Source organism: Bacteroidia bacterium (assembly GCA_026932145.1).
In the GTDB taxonomy this organism is placed as follows: Bacteria; Bacteroidota; Bacteroidia; order J057; family JAIXKT01; genus JAIXKT01.
The window spans coordinates 1-3677 of the sequence record JAIXKT010000014.1 but is presented as its reverse complement, the minus strand read 5'-3'; the positions used below and the strand labels follow the sequence as shown (position 1 = coordinate 3677).

At 37.1% G+C, this 3677-nt stretch carries 4 protein-coding genes; 3 read left to right on the top strand and 1 reads right to left on the bottom strand.

Annotated features, from left to right (window positions below):
* Nucleotides 1-66 precede the first annotated feature (66 nt).
* The 3 genes from LC115_04690 to LC115_04680 all read left to right on the top strand — a co-directional run bounded on the left by LC115_04690 (nucleotide 67) and on the right by LC115_04680 (nucleotide 3005).
* On the top strand, nucleotides 67-801 hold the full coding sequence (locus LC115_04690; GenBank protein ID MCZ2355977.1) for a hypothetical protein: 735 nt from the start codon (nucleotides 67-69) through the stop codon (nucleotides 799-801).
* Nucleotides 802-1288: 487 nt separating this feature from the next.
* The gene (locus LC115_04685; GenBank protein ID MCZ2355976.1) at nucleotides 1289-2317 is read left to right on the top strand and encodes a hypothetical protein; all 1029 of its coding nucleotides are present in this window, start codon (nucleotides 1289-1291) and stop codon (nucleotides 2315-2317) included.
* 133 nt (nucleotides 2318-2450) lie between these two features.
* The gene (locus LC115_04680) at nucleotides 2451-3005 is read left to right on the top strand and encodes a transposase (protein MCZ2355975.1); all 555 of its coding nucleotides are present in this window, start codon (nucleotides 2451-2453) and stop codon (nucleotides 3003-3005) included.
* Nucleotides 3006-3351: 346 nt separating this feature from the next.
* On the opposite strand, the gene LC115_04675 is transcribed toward LC115_04680, so the two are convergent.
* Nucleotides 3352-3603 (bottom strand): hypothetical protein, encoded by a 252-nt coding sequence (locus LC115_04675; protein ID MCZ2355974.1) that lies wholly within the window; start codon nucleotides 3601-3603, stop codon nucleotides 3352-3354.
* Nucleotides 3604-3677: the final 74 nt, after the last annotated feature.

Below are 3677 nucleotides of genomic sequence, written 5' to 3'. Positions count from 1 at the left end.
ATTGACAGTTTTGTGCTCCGAAATCCGCCACTGCGCCAAGCGCCAAAACGTTATGTGCTATATTGAATGACCGACAAACTAAAAATATCAATCGAAAAACTTTACGACATTTTCGCAAAGTATCAAGGACTTTCAAAATTGGAAGGAAGTCCTCTTTATGACGATTTAGCAACTTGGAACAAACAAATAAGAAGCAAAAAATTGAGAGAACTGACTGACGAAGACTTATCACTGTTTGCAGGAAAAGTTATTTTGACTTGGGGGGACGAAAATGACTACAGGTTTTACTTGCCAAGAATTTTAGAATTGACAGCGGAACTCAAAACACCTTACGACATTTGGACACTTTACAGCAGACTTGAAGACGCTAATTGGAAATCTTGGGACGTTGAAGAACAGACAGCCATAAACGACTTTACAATTGAATTGTGGAACAATCTACTGACTGACAACAGTGAAAAAGCAGAATGGGAATTCAAAGACTACTTTCACTCAATAGCATACTTCTACCCTGACTTTTCTGAGATAATAAAAGTTTGGGAGACCAATGACAGTTTTGCATCAATAAAACATCTGACAAATTATATATTTGAAGAACGACAACATTTATTTGGTAACAACTACATAGACAGCATTGAGAAAAACACAAAGAATATTGAACAATTCAAGACTTGGTTGACTTCCGACAACATTTTAAAGAAAATAGAAAAAGCATTTTACGACAACGAAAAGAGTGAAATTGCGGAACGACTTTCTTGGGTTGAACAAATACTGACGAATGAGAAGAAATACAGCACATAACAGCACCTACCCAAAAGTGGCGGTTCAGTGGTTAAATCAAGCTTTGTGCTTCTATCAAAGTTTGTGCTTGGTTGACAGTGAAGTACTCCGAAATCGCCACCTTCGGGTAGCTGCAAACCGTTGAGCGACATTACGCCTGCGGCGTAGTTTTGTTCTTCGTGTTTTGCTGCGCAAACACTCCCATCCAAAACAAATGTCGCTCAACGCAGCGCTTGACCTAATTTTGTCTAAGATACGCCTGGGCTTTGCGCCGGCTGCGGCTCGCACCGCTCGCCGTTCCGGCTAACGTCGCCCAACAAAATACTTGACAAAATTAGATTCCGAGAAAAAAAACACCGGAATCCCAAAATAAATTTTGGTCTTCTCTTTTTTTTCTCGGAACTTCGTCAAGCGCTGCGTTGGTGGCAATGCTAACGGACGACCGTTCTGAATTGAAAGTTCAGACAAAACGACCATAAAACATTCGCTACCGTAAATCGGACAGCGGATGCAAAAACAAGAAGCACTTGAAAAAATAAAATCATTAGTTCAGCGGTTTGACGAACAAAAGGAATTTTACAAAAAAGCAGATTACAACGAAACGCAAACAAGACGCGATTTTATTGACCCGTTTTGGAAAGCTCTCGGTTGGGATATTGACAACGAAAACGGTTATGCAGAAAGCTACCGTGAGGTAATTCACGAAGACCGTGTAAAAGTGGGCGGTGCAACAAAAGCTCCCGATTATTCATTTAGACTTGTTGGCGGAAAACGACTTTTCTTTCTCGAAGCCAAAAAACCAAGCGTTTTTATCAAAGACGATATTCAGCCGGCTTATCAAGTAAGGCGTTACGGTTGGAGTGCGAAAATGCCCATTTCCGTAATTACCGATTTTGAAGAATTTGCAATTTACGATTGCTCCAACAAACCCAAACCAACAGACAAAGCCAGCAACGGACGAATTAAGTATTTACAATATTCTGACTACCTAAACGACTTTAATTTTATTTGGGAAACTTTTTCAAAAGAATATGTTCTCAAAGGCAGTTTTGACAAATACATTACCAGCGACAAAAACAAAAAAGGAACAACCACAGTTGATAACGAATTTCTGCTATCATTAGACAAATGGCGTGTTGAATTGGCGATAAATATTGCACTTCGCAACAAAGATATTAACGAGGAAGAATTAAATTTTGTAGTGCAACATACCATAGACAGACTAATTTTTCTTCGTATTGCAGAAGATAGAAGTGCCGAACCTTACGGCGAATTGCAAACTGACATTAAAACCGGAACCTATTACCAAAATCTTTTATTCCGTTTTCATCAAGCAGACCAAAAATATAATTCAGGACTTTTTGATTTTAAGAAAGATAAAATCAGCGAGAAAATTACGATTGATAATAAAGTCATTAAAAACATTATTTCAGAACTTTACTACCCTATTTGCCCTTATGAATTTTCGGTATTATCGGTTGAAATTTTAGGAAGTGCTTACGAACAATTTTTAGGAAAACAAATGGGTCAATCCTAATTTATGGGGAGTAATTGTTAAAAGTGGTATGTTTGAAGCAATAAAAAACACTTAGCATCGAAACAACATTTTTCAATGAAGTATTCCCGGAAGAGATATTGGAATACTTCGAGATAAAGCAATACCAACAACTATGTTCGGTAGCAGAGAAAATAGAATACTGGCTCAAAAACACAACGGGAAATTTATTTTTGCTCTCAAGTCAAATCGGAAAGTTGCCTTGACACTGGATGATAAGCAAAACGGTCGTTACACAAGTATTAAGTCCCTGAAGCCGGAAGGGCGCACTGCGGTGGTGTGGGTTGAGCAGTTGGATTTCCCAATTCTCATTGCATGCCAAATTTTCACAAACGAGAATGATACTGCTGCGCTCTATCTGGCTTCTAACGACTTAAATTTGTCATACGAGCAAATCACTGCAATCTATCACAAACGATGGAAAGTAGAAGAGTATCACAAATCCATCAAGAGCAATGCTTCGTTTGCCAAATCACCTACACGCACAATAACAACACAAAAAAGTCATTTCATTGCTTCGCTGACAGCGTTTAATCGGTTTGAATTACTGAAAGTAAGAAAAAACAAAAGTCATTTTGCACTGAAAAATTATTTGAACATAGTAGCACTACGAAAAGCAAAGGAAGAATTACAGCATTTATTAACACCAAGTCTTAAAAATACTACTTAATGTTGCGTAACATCAGTTAATGACTATGAATTCCACCCCGAATGCAGTACAAGCTTTGTGCACTTAGCTATGATTAGAATTATGCTTAACAGAATAAAAAAATAAATTTTAAACAACCTCTTAGTACTGGATAGAACAAATTGGAAATTGGAAGAAAAAAACATCAACATTCTGATGTTGGGGGGTAAGCTATAAAAAACGTAGCTTTTCTATTGAGGTTCAAGATGTTAAACAAAAAACAAAATTCATACACTTCGGAGAGAATTGCTTTGATAAAAGATTTCACCGAATGCTTCAGCAAAGACTGCATAGTACTCCTGGCTTCATCAATAGGACACCCAAAAGTTCAAAACAGTGCTAATAGCCATTTTTGTTCTTCTGTTTTATCAAGCAACATAAGTTTGTTTTCATTGGATTGCGGCAACCGGATAGTAAGTCCAAAGATTGTCTTTAAAATATCAATAGCTTTTTCAGGGCTTATTCCTGCCTTTTTGATGTTTAATTGACGTTCTAACTCTTTGTATAACTTGCAAGCAGCAAAAGCAATGCAAATATGTGCTTCTATCCTACGTTTTTTGTAATGATAAATTGGTCGCACTCTTAAATCTGTTTTAATAACTGATGTTACGCAAGGATATCATTAATTTAGCTGTATGAATGTTGAAAACATAG

Bases quoted from the DNA above. Each gene is read 5' to 3' on its own strand.
- LC115_04680 (MCZ2355975.1), top strand. From the start codon at position 2,451: ATGTTCGGTAGCAGAGAAAATAGAATACTGGCTCAAAAACACAACGGG.
- LC115_04685 (MCZ2355976.1), top strand. From the start codon at position 1,289: ATGCAAAAACAAGAAGCACTTGAAAAAATAAAATCATTAGTTCAGCGG.
- LC115_04690 (MCZ2355977.1), top strand. From the start codon at position 67: ATGACCGACAAACTAAAAATATCAATCGAAAAACTTTACGACATTTTC.